This is a genomic window from Chryseobacterium sp. FR048 (genome assembly GCF_056844665.1).
In genome coordinates, this window is record NZ_JBXDSE010000003.1 from 375,364 (window position 1) to 391,057 (window position 15,694).

Below are 15,694 nucleotides of genomic sequence, written 5' to 3' on the forward strand. Positions count from 1 at the left end.
TTAAATTTTATCTATAGGCTCAGTCAACTGCCCTTCCCATTTAGATACTGCAGATGTAGCCAGTGTATTTCCCAATACGTTGGTCATACTTCTTCCCATATCACAGAAATGGTCAATTGGTAAGATCAGCGCAATCCCTTCCGGTGGAATTCCAAACATAGAACATGTTGCCACAATAATCACCAAAGAAGCTCTCGGTACTCCTGCAATCCCTTTTGAAGTCAGCATCAGTACCAGAAGCATCGTGATCTGCTGCCCGATCGTCATTTCGATTCCATAGATCTGTGCAATAAAGATAGAGGCAAATGTCATATACATCATACTTCCGTCCAGGTTGAAAGAATATCCTAATGGTAAGATGAAAGACACTACTCTGTTGTTACACCCGAATTTTTCAAGCTCTTCCACCAATTTCGGGAATACCGCTTCTGAACTCGTTGTAGAGAAAGCAATCAATAACGGCTCTTTAATTCTTTTTAAAAGATCAAAAAGACGGTTTCCTAAGATGAAATATCCTACCAGTAAAAGGACAAGCCAAAGAACTCCTAATGCAAAGAAGAAGTCTCTCAGATAGATTGCATATACTTTAAAGATTTCAAAACCATTGGTAGCCACTACAGCCGCAATCGCTCCCAAAACTCCAAGAGGGGCAAACCACATGATATAACCTACCATTTTAAGGATACCATGAGCAATAATATCAAAAAGCTTCACAACCGGTTTAGAATATTCTTCTCCTAAATTAGCCAAAGCTACCCCAAACATAATGGCAAATACCACAATCTGAAGAACTTCGTTGGTGGCAAACGCTTCAAATAAACTTTTTGGGATCATATGCTTCACAAAGTCTTCCAATGAAAAACTTTTGCTGCTTTTCAAAAGATCTTCCGCAGAAGCTACATCCTGAATCGGCAGTTTGGTAACATGTCCCGGTTCCAGCCAGTTCACAAGCATCAATCCTATGAAAAGAGAAACAAGAGAAGCAGAAATAAACCAAAGCATTGCTTTTGTTCCTACCCTTCCGATCATTTTGATGTCACTCATTTTCGCAATTCCTACCACCAAAGTAGTAAACACCAAAGGCGCAATGATCATCTGTACCAGTCTGATAAAAACAGTTCCCAGAAGTTTTATATTCTTGGAAAAAGGTTCTGCACTTTCCGGATATTTCACGTGTACCAGCCCTCCTATTCCTACTCCGAGGATCAGTGCAATGATAATTGCTATAAAAAGTTTATTTTGTCCTTTCATATATATAGTTCAATTTGCGCAAATATAATAGTTTTTGAATTGGCAGAAGATTTTCTTACAACGAGGATTAAGTTTAGATTAAGTTTTTGATCTCTAAAAATTAAAAGCCTGGTTTAGAAAATATTGTAAAAAATTTAAGAAACATTTATTGATTTTTTATTCCTTTGGTACAAATTTTATTATTACATTTGATTGTATAACAACATTAAAATAAATATACAATATGAAAAAAACTATCGCAATGGCTGCATTAGCTGTAGCTGTATCTTTCGGGGCAGTTTCTTGTAAAAAGAAAGTTTCTGATGCCGATCTTCAGACTCAGGCTACTACTGTAGTAACTTCTAATCCCAATGCTTCTGTTGAAGTAAAAGAAGGTGTAGCACACTTAAGCGGAACATTCGCAGACCAGCAGTCTAAGGATGCGATGATTGCTAAGTTAAAAGCGATCAGCGGAGTAAAAGATGTAATGGATATGTCTACCGTAGCAGCTCCACCTCCACCACCTGTTGAAACTACTTCTGCTGTAGATCCTGCAGTTCAGAAAAAAGTTCAGGATGCCGTAAAAGATTTCCCTTCTGTAAAAGTAGAAGTTGTAAACGGACAGCTTACGCTTACAGGAAATGTTTCCGGTCAGCAGGCAAGAAAGATCAAAGAATCTGTAGATGCTTTGAAAATCGGAAAGTATAACAACAACCTAATTGTAAAATAATTTAAAATGAGCGAATTACAAGATAAATATTCAAGTGTAGTTTCCGCAGCACAGTCTGCAGGGATTTCAAACCTTCAGGTTCAGGAGCAGGACGGGATTCTTTATGTTTCCGGAAGTGCTTCGAATACAGCGGCTAAAGATGCTGTATGGAATGCTTTAGGAGCTATCGATTCTACGTATTCTGCTTCAGATATTAATATTGATGTACAGGTTGAAGGCCTTTCTTCAGGAGCTTCTTTAACGGTTGCAACGGATGAGTCTAACCTGAACATCAGACAGGAGCCTTCTACTGAAGCTGCCGTTGTAGGTAAAGCTGCAAAAGGTTCTTCTGTAACTTTAATCGAGCAGACTTCTGATGACTGGTGGAAAGTAAAAACCGCTGACGGTCAGGAAGGATATGCTTATTCTAGATATTTAAGAGCATAAATTTTATTAAAATATAATAAAGTTTCACAAAAAAAGTATAGAAACATCCCATTTTTGGGATGTTTTTTTATTTTTACCACTTTGAAAAACTAATGAAGAAAACTCTATTGCTATGGGCTCTGATATTCTCAGCCTTTACACTCCATGCACAAAAGCTGCACATTGACGGGAAAGTATCAGATTCTGAAAAGAAACCCATCGAAAATGCTACCGTCTATCTTTTAAAAGAAAAAGACTCTTCCATCATCAATTACACGGCTACCAACAGAGAAGGTAAATTCTCTCTGAAACTCGATGAAATGAAGGAACCTTCCATTCTTACCATTGATGCAGAAAAACGAGCTTCCTTTTCTAAAAAATTCGAGAAAATCGATCAGTCATTATCACTGGGAGAGCTTGAACTTGAGAAAAAAAGCATCGTGAATGCCATTGATGAGGTAAAAATCACCGCATCGCCTGTAAAAATTAAAAAAGACACCATTGAGTTCAACGCCTCAGCCATCAAAGTACGCCCGGACAGTAAAATTGAGGAACTTTTGAAACAGATTCCCGGAGTGGAGATCAATAATGAGGGAAAAATCACTGTCAATGGGAAAGAAGTGGATCAGATCATGATCAACGGAAAGCCGTTTTTTGATAAAGATGGGAAAATTGCCCTTCAGAATCTGCCTGCAGATATTATTAAAAATATTCAGTTTACCACAACGAAAACAAAGGAAGAGGAACTCAGCGGCAAAGCAGCAAAATCTCAAAATGCCACCATCAACTTCAATATTGATGAAAAGAAAAATAAAGGGCTGATTACAAGACTTACGCTCGGCTATGGATCTGATAAACGGTATGAAGGAAGCGGACTGGCCAGCTATTTTAAAGGAAATACTAAAATAAGCATCCTGGCCTCTTCCAACAATATCAATTCCCAGGGGTTCTCCCGGGATGAAGTTTTCGATAGTATGGGAAATGGAAGGAATGCCTGGATGATGCAGGGAGGAAGTGTTTCCACCGTAGGGAATGTTACTTATTATAACCAGGCAGGAAATACCAAAGGGATCCAAAGGTCTACATTGATAGGGTTAAATTATAATGACAAACTGGGAAAAGATGCTGATCTGGAGTCTTTAAGCCTCATCCATTCAGATTCGAATTTAGAAACAAGATCCAAAGTTTCAAGATCGACCCTTTTACCGGATTATACGCTTCAGACCTATTCTGAAAACAGTGGTGAAAATGAGTCTAAACAATATAATTTTGATGTTTCTGCAAAGGTAAAGCTGGACTCTCTGACCAGTATTTACTTCTCCCCAAGATTTTCCAGATCCACTGGTTTTAATATCAACAACGCTCTGTCATCAACATTAAGGGACAATAAGCTATTGAACGAAAGCAGCTCTTATTCAAAAAGTGATACTGAAAATACTTCATTCAACCCGTATGTTTATTTTTCCAGAAAATTCAGAAAAAAAGGACGTTCGATCTCTGCGAGTATGAACAGTATTATTTCGGAATCTAACCGTGATAATTTGAACCAGTCGAAAAACACCTTCTATCAGGATACCGGAAACACTACCGATAACCGGGACCAGCTGGCAAAAAACAAAAACCAGAACAATACTTTCAATTTCAATGCAGGCTACACAGAACCTGTCTCTGATTCTGCAACGGTAAGTTTTGAAGTAAAATACCAGACCAGATCATCCAGAGATCTTAGAAACGTCAACGATTTTGACAATGCTACCGGGCAATATTCAAAATACAACCAGCTTTTATCCAACAATATGAAGCAGAGGGTTAATCAAATATCCCCGGAGCTAACCTTCCAGATGCAGAAAAAGAAAGTGAATTTCTGGGCATCTATGAATCTTGATATTTCAGAAATGAAAGTAAACTCCGTTTATAACGGCCAGCAATATGATCTGCAGAAGAACTTTATATTACCGGAATATAATGCCAATCTTTATTATCAGCTTTCTGAAGGTAAGACCCTGAGTGTTTATAATTATTCCAACTTTACCATTCCTACAGCCGAACAGCTGACTCCGTATAAAGATGAGTCTAATCCTTTGGTAACCTATACCGGAAATCCTAATCTGAAAAATACATGGACCAACAATCTTTATTTGTATTTCAATAATTACAATAAAGTAAAAGATCTTAGCTATTACTTCAATCTGGGCTTTACGTACAAGAATAATGACATCATTAATTTTTCTACCTATGATGATTCCGGAAAACAAATCGTCACTTATGATAATATAAGCGGAAATAAAAATTTCAATGCCGGTGGTGGTTTCAGTAAAGTTTTTAAATGGAAAAACAATAAGCTTGTCATCAACCCAAGATTTAATATGACCTATGCCTACAACAATGGTCTTATCAACGGACAGTCATTCATAAGCAATTCGTATAGCCTTAATCCGGGTCTGAATTTCACTTATGAGATCAAAGATAAAATGACGATCAAACCTTCCTACAGACTTGGATATAATTTTTCAAATTACACCAATTACAGTGTAGACAAGATCAATACAGCCAATCAGTCATTAAAACTGGAACTGACCAATTACCTGTTCAAAGGGAACCTTGTCTTCGGAAACGACTTCGAATACAATACCAATTCGAATATCGCTCCGGGCTTTAAAAAAGATTTCTACTTCTGGAATACCAGTCTGGGATATTCATTCTATAAAAAACAGTTTACCGCCAAAGTAAAGGTGTATGATGTATTGAATCAAAACCAAAGTGTAAGAAGAACGATTACCGATTCTTATTTTGAAGACCGTGAAGACCTGATTCTGAAAAGGTATATCATGTTCTCCATCAGCATGAAGCTGAATAAGTTTGCCGGAAAAAAATAAAACTGGGAATCCCCTTTTTTGATTCTGATATAAAGGGAAATATTATGCTTCGCCTTATTAAATATTTGTAAAATAAATTCAGAAACTTCCTGAGAGACATCCCGATTATAGGGATGTTTTCTTATTTTTACGCTTTGAAAAACTAAATGAAGAGAATATTATTGCTGTGGATATTTTTGGTATGCCCTGTTCTGATCCTACATGCCCAGAAACTCTATATCAACGGAAAAGTATCTGATTCCGGAAAGCACCCCATTGAAAATATTACCGTGTACCTTCTGAAGGCAAAAGATTCTTCTATTGTCAACTATACGGCAACCAATAAGGAAGGGAAATTCTCTCTGAAAATAGATGAGCAGGAAGTTCCTTCTATTCTGCAGATTGATACCGAAAAATTATCTTACTCAAAGAAATTTGAAAAGATTGACCAACCCATATCTCTGGGTGATATAGAACTTGAACCCAGGAAAGTGATCAGTATTGATGAGGTAAAAATCACGGCTTCTCCTGTAAAAATAAAAAGTGACACGGTAGAATTCAATGCATCGGCTATCAAAGTACGCCCAGACAGCAACCTTCAGGAACTGCTGAAACAGGTTCCCGGAGTAGAAATCAGCAATGATGATAAAATTACCGTGAATGGTAAAGCGGTAGATAAAATCATGGTCAACGGGAAACCCTTTTTTGATAAAGATGGTAAAATGGCGCTGCAGAATCTTCCGGCCGACATCATTAAAAATATCCAGTTTACCACGACTAAAACAAAAGAGGAAGAGTTTAGCAAAAGACCTCCGAAATCTCAGAATACCACCATCAATTTTAATATTGATGAAAAGAAAAACAAAGGATTCATTTCCAGAGCAACTGTTGGCTACGGTTCTGATAAAAGGTATGAGGGAAGCGGAATGCTCAGTTATTTCAAAGGAGACAGCAAGCTCAGCCTTATGCTGTCTTCCAATAATATCAATTCGAAAAGTGTTTCTGCAGACAATGTTTTTGATAATATGGGCAGCTTCAGAGGTGGTGGAACTCAAAGCAGCGGCAGCGGTATTCAAAGATCTTCAAGTATCGGGGTGAATTACAATGACAAGATTTCAGAAGATGCAGATCTGGATAATCTCAGTATGAAATATTCCGAATCTAACAGAGAGACCCGTTCTAAAGTATCCAGAACCACTCTCCTTCCGAACAATACGCTTGAAACCAACTCTGAAAATAATGGGGATAATGAGTCGAAGCAATATAGTTTTGACAATTCCATCAGAATAAAACCGGATGCACAGACTAATATTTATATTTCACCGTCTCTGTCAAGGTCAGAAACGTACAGCTCCGGTAAGTCGAAATCATCAACCCTCCAAAATGGCCAGCTTCTGAATGAGAGCCAGTCTTCCAATACGGTCAACAGCGAAAGTACAACTTTCAATCCGACAGTTTCTTTTTCGAAAAATTTAAAGAAAAAAGGACGTTCGATTTCCGCTGCAATGGATACCAATATTTCCGAATCCAAAACCAATACGATCAATCAGTCGCAAAATATATTTTACAGGGAATCCGGCACCACTGCTGACAACAGGAATCAATTACAAAAGAACCTGAGTCAAAACAATAATTATTCCTTCAGAGCAGGTTATATAGAACCCATCTCAGATTCTGCTAATGTAAGCCTGGAGATCAACTATAATTCAAAATTATCCCGTGACTTCAGAGATGTCAATGATTTTGATGCATCTACCGGCCAGTATTCTAAGTACAATACCGCTTTATCGAACAGTATGGAGCAACGGATCAACCAGATTTCTCCTGAACTTTCCTTTTTTCTGACCAAGAAAAAAATAATGACCTGGACCTCCGTGAGTCTTGATATTTCGGATATGAATGTCAATTCTGTTTTTAAGGGACAACAGTATGATCTTCAGAAAAATTTTGTCCTTCCAAAGTACGTGATGAATTTTCAGTATGCTTTTTCAGATCGTAAACGATTATCTTTTTTCAATTCTTCCAGCTTTAGTATCCCGGGGGCAGACAAATTAATTCCTTTTAAAGATGAATCTGATCCTCTGGTCACCTATACCGGAAATCCTGATCTTAAAAATACATGGACGAATAACAGTACCGTTTCTCTGGACAGTTACAATATGGTTTCCGGGCTTAGTTATCATATTAATGCCAATTTTGTTTACAACAATAATGATATTATCAATTACACCCGATATGATGATGCAGGAAAGCAGATTGTGACTTACGATAATATCAGCGGGAACAAAAGTTTTAGTCTCAATGCAAGTTTAAACAAGACTTTCAAATGGGAGGATAAAAAGTTCTCAATCAGTCCGAGGTTTTCTGTAAGTCATAATTTTAATAATAGTTCTATCAACGGGCAATTGATCAAAAGCAGTTCGTACAGTATGAATCCTGCATTAAATCTTAATTTTGAAATTAAAGATAAGTTATCCGTAAAACCTTCTTACAGAATCGGATATAATTTCTCAAAATATTCGAATTCAGATATTAACAGCATTAATACAACGAATCAGTCTTTAAAGCTGGAACTTACCAATTACCTGTTCCAAAGCAGATTGGTTTTTGGAAATGATTTTGAATACAATACCAGTTCGAATATTGCTCCGGGATTCAAAAAAGACTTTTATTTCTGGAATACCAGTCTGGGATATTCATTTTATAAGAAACAATTTACAGCTAAGGTAAAGGTGTATGATATTTTGAATCAAAATCAAAGCGTGAGAAGAAATATTACGAATACGTATTATGAAGACCGTGAAGATCTTATCCTGAAGCGGTATATTATGTTTTCACTGAGCATGAAACTGAATACCTTTGGGGGGAAGAAAAAGAGATAATATTTTAATAAATGGCCGGAAATGATCCGGCTTTTTTATGGATTACTTTAATTTTTTTTGGAAACACTTAAGTTATTTTTAAGGGATTACTAACTGTTTGAGGAGTGCACTTAAGTTTCCGGAAAATCTTCGATTTTCACCAATATTTTAGTCTAAAGAATACACATGCCCCCTCTTCTTAAAGGATGCTATTTGGCGGGGTGATCCTATTCCCTTACCACCATTTCCTCCTCTACAAAAATTCTTTTGCAATATTTATAATCAACGGTAAAAAATCACAACAAATCCACTTTTAAAAGAAGATTAAGCAACGATAATACAATAAGTCTGTTTTTATGTTTAAATTAGCGGCAATTTTTTTTTATGAAAATCCCTATTTCAGTTGTATGTATTCTTTGCTTCATTCTTGGAAAGGCTCAGAAAGCGGAAGAAAAAGATCATTTCGTTAAAGATAATTTCACCAAGAAAGAATTTTATATTCCGATGCGAGATGGTGTAAAGCTTTTCACTGCTGTATATATCCCGAAAGATATTGCGAAAAACAATAAATATCCTTTCCTGATGCAGAGAACCTGCTACAGCATTGCTCCATATGGAGAGGCTGAATACAAAACAAAAGTAGGGCCCAACACTTATCTGATGAAGGACAAATATATTTTTGTGTACCAGGATGTACGCGGAAGGTATATGAGTGAAGGTACTTTTACCAACATGACTCCACAGGTAGAGCGTAAAACAAAAAAAGATATTGACGAAAGTACCGATACGTACGACACCATTGAGTGGCTTTTGAAAAATGTGAAAGATAATAACGGGAAAGTAGGACAATTCGGAACTTCTTATCCGGGATTTTATACCGCTGTAGGAACTCTGGCACAACACCCGGCACTGGTTGCTTCCTCTCCTCAGGCCCCAATCTCTGATTTCTGGAATGATGATTTCCTTCACAACGGAAGATTTATGCTGGGCTATTTCAGAACGCTGCCTGTTTTCGGAGTTCAGAAGACAAAACCTGAGCAGAAAGCCTGGTATATGGATTCTTTCGTAAAACAAACATCTGAAGACGGTTTGAAATTCTATAGAGAAATGGGTACTCTGAAAGACGGCTACGAAAAATATTATAAGAATAATTTCTTCATGACAGAAATTATGGATCATACCAACTATGATGAATTCTGGCAAAAAAGAAATTTGCTGCCTCATCTGAAAAACATCAATCATGCGGTAATGACCGTAGGCGGGTGGTTTGATGCTGAAGACCTTTCCGGACCTCTAAATATCTATAAGACTATTGAGAAGACAAGCCCAAAGGCTAAAAACACCATTGTAATGGGACCTTTCTCTCATGGCGGATGGTCTCAGGAACAAGGAAAGCATTTCCACAGTGAAACGTATTTCGGAGATAGCATTGCAACGTATTACCAAAAAAATGTAGAAACCAAATTCTTCAATCATTACCTGAAAGGAAATACTAAAGAAGATGCCGGGCTTCCTGAAGCTTTGATGTATGATACCGGAGCTAAGGCATGGAAAGAATTTACTTCTTATCCACCTAAAAATGCCCAGAAAATGAATTTTTATCTATCTGATAAAACATTGAAAAAGGCTTCCGGACAAGGCTATTCAGAATATTATAGCGACCCGAACAATCCGGTGTTGAGTTCTGATCATTTAAAAGATTTCAATGGTTTTACTCCTAGAAATTATATGTCCGAAGACCAAAGATTTGCTGAAGGAAGACCTGATGTTCTGACATTCACTACTGATGTACTGACTGATGACATCACATTTGCCGGAGAAATCATGGCTAAACTGAATATCGCTTCATCTTCTACTGACGCAGATTTTGCCGTAAAACTGATCGATGTGTATCCTGAAGATTTTAAACCTGCTGAAAAGAAAGAAGGTGTCATTTACGGAAATTATCACCAGATGGTAAGAAGTGAGATCATGCCTGCAAGATTCAGAAATACAAGAGAGAAAGGAGAAGCTTTAGTTCCTGATCAGAAAACAGCAGTGAACTTCAGACTTCAGGATGTGGTTCATACGTTCAAGAAAGGCCATAAGATCCAGATTCAGATCAGCAGCACATGGTTCCCGTTATTTGCTATCAATCCACAGAAGTTTATGGATAATCCAAATTTCGCTTCGAAAGAGGATTATACTAAGGCATTTATTAAAGTGTACGGTGACAGTTCTATTGAAGCTGACATCTTAAAATAAATTACAAACGCTGTTCATCTGAACAGCGTTTTTTTTGGATCTCAGAGTATCCTTGTCAAGGTTTAAAACCTTGACAAGGATACTAGGTTTTGGCTAAAGCCGGATGAATTGGATCTTTTTGTTAAGGTGGGCTAAAGCCCACTCCTATTGATATTGATATTGATAAAAACCTGGCTTAATCATTCTAACCTGTGATTTTTTACTCTTCAATAGTTCTGAAAGTAAGGTTCACTCGCGGTGTTTTTACTTTGGTTGTAGGTGGAAGTCTGTGAAGCCAGTTGTCCTGGGTCGTTCCTTTCATGATCAGTAAGCTTCCGTTCTCCAGAAATATTTCTACTTTTTCTTTGGTGGTTTTATGTTTAAATAAAAACTTTCTTTCCGCTCCGAAAGTCAGGGAAGCAATCGCACCGTGTTTTTTCAGATCGGTTTCCCCATCGCTGTGATAAGCCATTCCTTCGCTTCCGTCATGGTAGAGATTGAGCAGACAGGAATTATAAGTTTCACCAGAAACTTCTTCACATCTTTGTTTCAAAGCCAACAATTCCGGAGTCCAGGGTTTTGCATATTTTGTTCTGTTGGAGTAGGTATATTCAAAAGCTTTTTCTCCGAACCAGGCCACTTTTCTTTTGGTTAGAATTAATTTTCCGAAAACTACAGCTTCATCATGCTGCCATGGAATCTGATTGAAAAGATAATCGTAATAAGAATCAGCCTCTTCTTTTGAAAAGACCTTTCCATAGTACAGAACGGTTCCGTCATGTGGAAGGAGACTTAAAGGATAATCTGGTGTTTCATCGAACAGGCTGAGCATTGTTTTTGTTTTTGGGTAGTACAAATTACGTAATGTTTTCGGAAGGGAGTTGTATTTTATTGACCACCCCGTCAAAAATTCTCTGAATTTTTGCCACCCCTCCAGCGAAGGGGAATATTTCCCTCTTCAACTGAAATATTAGTGAAAATCGGAGATTTTCAAAAGCTTTAGTGTACTTTTCAGGCAGTTAGCAGTCCCTTAAAAATAACTTAAGTGTTCGAAAAACTTTTGTGGTTAAAAATATTTAAGAGTAAAGCTGTGAACCTTCCCAACCTACGATCAACTGCTTTCTATCACTTCCCCATCGGTAGCCACCAAGATGTCCTGTAGATTGAATGACCCGGTGACAGGGAATAAGAAATGCTACAGGGTTACTTCCTATGGCTGTTCCCACAGCTCTTGATGCCTTAGGATTTCCAATTTTTTCTGCAAGGGTACCATAAGTAGACAGTTTTCCCATCGGAATGGTCAATAAACTTTCCCAGACCTTAAGCTGAAAATCGGTTCCTTTTAAGTGAAGTTTGATTGTATTAAGTTTCGTCCAGTCTTTATCGAATATGGACAGTGCATTTTTTTGAAGGGCGTCCTGCTTTTCAAAAAAAGAAGCATTAGGAAATTTATGCTGTAAATTCCCTAATGCTGTTTCTTTATCATTTTCAAAAGCCATATAGCAAATTCCTTTTTCTGTGGAAGCTACCAGGATATTTCCAAACGGGCTTTCTGAAAAACTATAATTAATGACAAGACTTTTTCCGCCATTTTTATATTCTGCCGGAGACATTCCTTCTATTTTTACAAACAGATCATGCAATCTGCTTGTACTGGAAAGTCCGGTTTCATAAGCGGTATCAAAAATACTTGCCTTTTCTTCCTTCAACAAATTTTTAGCATGTTCAAGGCTGATGAACTGTAAAAATTTCTTCGGACTTGTTCCTGCCCAATCTGTGAAAATCTTCTGAAAATGGGCCGGACTCAAGTGAATATTTTCTGCCACTTCCTCCAAACTTGGCTGAAGCCTGAAATTGCTCTGGATATATTCTATCGCTTTGGCAATTCTATTATAATCTATTTGACTTTGTGTGGACATTTTACTTTGTTTTTACCTCACAAATTTCCAAAGAATATACGGCAGAAAAAATCCGATTCTTGCGGAATATTAGTTGTTGTTATAAATATCGTTATAAGCAAGCATTTTATAATATAACTTAGCTGCAAGGAAAGCGGTTGGCTTAGCCATTGGAGAATCCATCAATTCTACAATATCAAATGCTACTACGTTACATTTTTCGAATACTTTTCTCAATAGTTCCAATGTTGGATACCACTGTAGTCCACCCGGTTCAGGAGTTCCTGTAGAAGGAGCGATAGAAGGGTCGAAAGCATCAAGATCAATGGTAATATAAACATTTCCTGAAACTTTTTCCAATACATCATTTATCCAGTTTTCGTTGTTAGCGATCTCATGAGCAAAGAACACTCTTCCTTCCGGCAGATATTGAGCTTCTTCAGCATCCATAGAACGGATTCCCACCTGAACTAAGTTATGTTTCTGGTTAGCTTCAAACACAGCACAAGCGTGGTTAGAAGTAGAACCGTGGAACTCTGGACGTAAATCTGTGTGAGCGTCTAACTGAAGAACTGTAAGATTTTCAAATTTCTCACCTACTGCACGGATAGATCCGATAGAAACAGAGTGCTCACCACCGAATAGCGTGAATACTTTCCCTTCATTGTTCAAAAGCTCTTTTGTTTTCTGATAAACAGCTTCCGTCATCGCTTCAGGAGAAGAGTTTTCAGAAACTTCTCCAGCCAGGTACACCCCTTGAAGGTAAGGTTCAGTTTGAGTTTCAATGTCATAAAGCTCCATATTTTCAGAAGCGTCTAGGAATAATTCAGGACCTTTATCAGCTCCTTTCCCCCATGTTGAAGTTCCGTCGTAAGGAACCGTTACCAACATTACTTTTGAATTCTCCAACGTTGCGTTTTCTTCAGGAATTCCAGCGTATGTTTTCATATATAATTATTAATTAAAAAATTAAATGATTGAAAGTTTAAATGATTCTGCAAAGATACGAAGAGTTTGCGAGTTGGAGCGTAAGAGCTTGGAGAGTTTGTAGATGATAATTATCCTTTAATATTTGCCAGGAAGCTGGAGGCTGGAAGAAGGAAGTAATGAATGTTTAAAGAATCATTTTGAGTTCAATTTAACAAATACCTTCAATCTATTTATCATCGATATATTGAAATTTATCCTAGAATAACTTCCTGCTTCCCTCTTCAGACTTCCTGCCTCGTTGAACTTTCTCCTTTCAACTCAATTTCCTATTTTTGTGAAAAACTTAAATATGTCTTTAAAAGCTGTTCTTTTCGATATGGATGGGGTGATTGTAGACACAGAACCTTTGCATAGAAAAGCTTATTTCAAAACGTTCGATGAATTGGAAATTGCAGTTTCCGAAGATCTATACACCTCTTTCACGGGGGCTTCTACCAAAAGAGTTTCTGAAACTCTGATCAAGGAGTTTAACTTAGATCAGACTTACGAATCTATTGCAGGAATCAAAAGATCTCACTTCAAAGATTATTTTTACAATGATGATGAATTTGACCTCATTCCCGGTGTAAGAAATCTGATCCAGCATTATCATGAAAACGGTATCAAGCTGATATTGGCGTCTTCTGCCACGATGACCACCATCAATATGGTTTTTGAAAAATTCGGACTTGAGAAGTATTTTAGCGGAAAGATCAGTGGTGCTGATTTAAAGGAATCAAAACCTCATCCTGAAGTCTTCTTGTTGGCTGCTGAAATGGCTGGCGAACCTGTTGAAAACTGCATGGTGATTGAAGATTCTACAAATGGGATTCTGGCTGCCCACAGAGCGAAGATTTTCTGTGCCGCTTACCGAAGTCCACATTCAAAAAATCAAGATTATACCTTGGCAGATACTGTGGTTTCCGATTATGAAGACCTTGAACTGGACAAGATTTCAAAATATTTTTAAATAGAAAAAGCTCTCAGAATCTGAGAGCTTTCGTTTTATATCTGTTTTGGCTAAAACCAATAGATTTTATTTAATTTTTTATGAAACGGACTATCCTTCGCGACTACGCTCAGAATTCGTTTCTATTGATCACAGGATTATTTGTAACCAAGAAGTCTCAATACATCTTCCGGTTCCTGTTTTTCACGGAAAATCTCGTACTGCAGTTCGCCGTTTTCGTCTTTCTGGATCAGGACGTGTCTCGGCTGAGGCATCAGACAGTGGTGAACTCCCCCATAACCTCCGATTGTTTCCTGATAAGCTCCTGTATGGAAGAATCCGATATACAAAGGCTTGGTATCGCTGAAAACAGGTAAATAAATGGCGTTCGTATGCTGCTCTGAGTTATAATAATCGTCGGAATCACAAGTCAGTCCACCTAAGAATACTCTTTCATACGTATCTTCCCAACGGTTAAGCGGAAGCATGATAAAGTGTCTTGAGATCGCCCATGTATCAGGAAGTGTCGTCATGAAAGAAGAGTCGATCATATTCCACTTTTCTCTGTCGTTCTGACGTTTCTGAGAAATGATTTTATATAGGTTAGCCCCACTTTCTCCTACTGTAAAACTTCCGAATTCAGTATAGATGTTTGGTTCTTCTACTCCTTCCTCTTCACAGAATTTTTTGATCTGAGAAACGATTTCCTCTACCATATACTGGTAATCATAATCAAAGTTCAATGATGTTTTGATTGGGAAACCACCTCCGATATTCAATGAATCCACTTCAGGAGCAATTTTCTTCAAACGCGCATACACACGAAGACATTTGTACAATTCATTCCAGTAGTAAGAAGTATCTTTAATCCCCGTATTGATGAAGAAGTGAAGCATTTTCAATCTTGCATTCGGGTGTTCTGCGATCTTCTGGCTGTAATAAGGAATAATGTCTTTATATCCGATCCCCAGTCTTGAGGTATAAAATTCGAATTTCGGTTCTTCTTCGGAAGCAATTCTGATTCCGATATTGAATGTAGAATCGATGCTTTCTGTAAGTTTATCCAGCTCACGATAGTTATCCAGAATCGGAGTAATGTTTTCAAAACCGTTATTGATCATATCTGAAATCTTTGTCAGATAATCATCTGTTTTGAATCCGTTACAGATCACTTCAATATTTTTATCCACTTTCTCCTTTTCATAAAGAGACTTTACAATATCCATGTCATAAGCGGAAGATGTTTCTATTGAAATATCATTTTTCAACGCTTCTTCCAATACGAAATTGAAATGACTGGATTTTGTACAGTAACAGTAGGTATAACTCTTTTTATATTCAGTTTTTTCAAAAGCTTCTTTAAACCAGCTTTTTGCTTTCTGAATATTTTGAGAAATTCTCGGCAGATAGCTAATCTTTAGCGGAGTGCCAAATTGTTCAACTACGTCCATTAAGGGAACGTCGTGAAACAACAAATTGTTCTCAGAAACATTAAACTCCTCCGTAGGAAAATATAATGTCTGATCAATAAGTTCCGAGTACTTTATTTTCATTTCTAAACAAGTGAATTAAGA

Annotated in this window: 11 protein-coding genes; 6 read left to right on the forward strand and 5 right to left on the reverse strand. The window is 37.3% G+C overall.

What is annotated here, in order from left to right; all coding sequences use genetic code 11:
- Positions 1 to 1,251 (reverse strand): dicarboxylate/amino acid:cation symporter, encoded by a 1,251-nt coding sequence (locus AC106K_RS11020; protein WP_047095929.1) that lies wholly within the window; start codon positions 1,249 to 1,251, stop codon positions 1 to 3.
- A 223-nt stretch (positions 1,252 to 1,474) separates the two neighbouring features.
- Here AC106K_RS11020 and AC106K_RS11025 point away from each other — a divergent pair, with 223 nt between their 5' ends.
- The 5 genes from AC106K_RS11025 to AC106K_RS11045 all read left to right on the forward strand — a co-directional run bounded on the left by AC106K_RS11025 (position 1,475) and on the right by AC106K_RS11045 (position 10,325).
- On the forward strand, positions 1,475 to 1,960 hold the full coding sequence (locus AC106K_RS11025) for a BON domain-containing protein (protein WP_482445306.1): 486 nt from the start codon (positions 1,475 to 1,477) through the stop codon (positions 1,958 to 1,960).
- Positions 1,961 to 1,966: 6 nt separating this feature from the next.
- On the forward strand, positions 1,967 to 2,386 hold the full coding sequence (locus tag AC106K_RS11030; RefSeq protein ID WP_047095927.1) for an SH3 domain-containing protein: 420 nt from the start codon (positions 1,967 to 1,969) through the stop codon (positions 2,384 to 2,386).
- Positions 2,387 to 2,478: 92 nt separating this feature from the next.
- A complete protein-coding gene (locus AC106K_RS11035; protein WP_482445308.1) occupies positions 2,479 to 5,241 on the forward strand; it encodes an outer membrane beta-barrel protein in 2,763 nt (920 codons plus the stop codon).
- Positions 5,242 to 5,387: 146 nt separating this feature from the next.
- The gene (locus tag AC106K_RS11040) at positions 5,388 to 8,102 is read left to right on the forward strand and encodes an outer membrane beta-barrel protein (RefSeq protein WP_482445310.1); all 2,715 of its coding nucleotides are present in this window, start codon (positions 5,388 to 5,390) and stop codon (positions 8,100 to 8,102) included.
- A gap of 363 nt (positions 8,103 to 8,465) precedes the next feature.
- Positions 8,466 to 10,325 carry a CocE/NonD family hydrolase gene (locus tag AC106K_RS11045; RefSeq protein ID WP_482445312.1) on the forward strand — a complete coding sequence of 620 codons (1,860 nt, stop codon included), beginning with the start codon at positions 8,466 to 8,468 and terminating at the stop codon, positions 10,323 to 10,325.
- 199 nt (positions 10,326 to 10,524) lie between these two features.
- Here AC106K_RS11045 and AC106K_RS11050 read toward each other — a convergent pair whose 3' ends face one another.
- The 3 genes from AC106K_RS11050 to speB all read right to left on the reverse strand — a co-directional run bounded on the left by AC106K_RS11050 (position 10,525) and on the right by speB (position 13,150).
- Positions 10,525 to 11,136, reverse strand: coding sequence for an alpha-ketoglutarate-dependent dioxygenase AlkB family protein (locus AC106K_RS11050; protein WP_482445314.1), 612 nt, complete (start codon positions 11,134 to 11,136; stop codon positions 10,525 to 10,527).
- 244 nt (positions 11,137 to 11,380) lie between these two features.
- Entirely contained in the window at positions 11,381 to 12,223 is an 843-nt protein-coding gene (locus AC106K_RS11055; protein ID WP_482445316.1) for a bifunctional helix-turn-helix domain-containing protein/methylated-DNA--[protein]-cysteine S-methyltransferase, read from the reverse strand.
- 69 nt (positions 12,224 to 12,292) lie between these two features.
- Positions 12,293 to 13,150 (reverse strand): agmatinase, encoded by an 858-nt coding sequence (gene speB / locus AC106K_RS11060; protein WP_482445318.1) that lies wholly within the window; start codon positions 13,148 to 13,150, stop codon positions 12,293 to 12,295.
- 331 nt (positions 13,151 to 13,481) lie between these two features.
- On the opposite strand from speB, the gene AC106K_RS11065 reads away from it, so the two are divergent.
- Positions 13,482 to 14,141 (forward strand): HAD family hydrolase, encoded by a 660-nt coding sequence (locus AC106K_RS11065; RefSeq protein WP_482445320.1) that lies wholly within the window; start codon positions 13,482 to 13,484, stop codon positions 14,139 to 14,141.
- A gap of 137 nt (positions 14,142 to 14,278) precedes the next feature.
- Here AC106K_RS11065 and AC106K_RS11070 read toward each other — a convergent pair whose 3' ends face one another.
- Positions 14,279 to 15,673 carry a type III PLP-dependent enzyme domain-containing protein gene (locus AC106K_RS11070; RefSeq protein WP_047095919.1) on the reverse strand — a complete coding sequence of 465 codons (1,395 nt, stop codon included), beginning with the start codon at positions 15,671 to 15,673 and terminating at the stop codon, positions 14,279 to 14,281.
- Between the last annotated feature and the right edge of the window lie 21 nt (positions 15,674 to 15,694).